The sequence below is a fragment of the Streptosporangium oxazolinicum genome, assembly GCF_039537505.1.
Lineage (GTDB): Bacteria > Actinomycetota > Actinomycetes > Streptosporangiales > Streptosporangiaceae > Streptosporangium > Streptosporangium oxazolinicum.
Genome location: NZ_BAABAQ010000042.1, coordinates 1 through 740, shown reverse-complemented (window position 1 = coordinate 740; position 740 = coordinate 1). Strand labels below are relative to the sequence as shown.

Sequence of the window (740 nt, the reverse complement as noted above, 5' to 3'; positions counted from 1 at the left end):
CCACGATGATCAGGCCCTTGGCCACCAGCTGGTCGCTGGTGTTGAGCCCGTTGAGAATGAACAGGTTCGTGATCACGGTGAAGATCAGCAGACCCAGGATCGACCCGATGATCGATCCCCGGCCCCCGGTCAGCAGCGTGCCGCCGATGATGACCGCGGCGATCGCGTCCAGCTCGTACAGATCCCCATGGGTGGAGGAACCCGTCGTCGTCCTGGCCATAATCAACACCGCCGCGATACCGCAGCACAACCCCGACAGCGCGTACAACATCACGGTGTGACGACGCACGTCGATACCGGCCAGCCGCGCCGCCTCGGGGTTACCGCCCACCGCGTAGGTGCGCCGCCCGAACGTGGTGCGGTTCAACAGCACCCACCCGGCCGCCACCACCAGCACGAAGATGTAGACCAGCACCGGAATGCCCAGCACCCGGCTGGTCGACAACTCCACGATCATCTCGTTGCCCTGCTGCACCAGCTGGGTCCGCCGGTCCGACATCCGCTGCGCCAATCCCCGGGCGGCCACCAGCATCGCCAACGTGGCGATGAACGGCACCATCCGCCCGTACGAGATCAGCAACCCGTTGACCAGGCCCGCACCGGTCCCCACCAGCACCGCGCACACGATCATCACGAACGGGCCGTAGGACTGGGTGGCCAGCGTGGTCGCCCACACCGACGCCAACGCCATGATCGCGCCCACCGACAGGTCGATACCCCCACCGATGATCACGAACGTC

1 protein-coding gene is annotated in these 740 nt (G+C 66.1%); it reads right to left on the bottom strand.

Annotation, left to right across the window (positions count from 1 at the left end; translation table 11 throughout):
• Positions 1-740: ABC transporter permease (locus ABD817_RS39430; RefSeq protein WP_344923573.1), on the bottom strand; the 740-nt coding region annotated here is incomplete at both ends.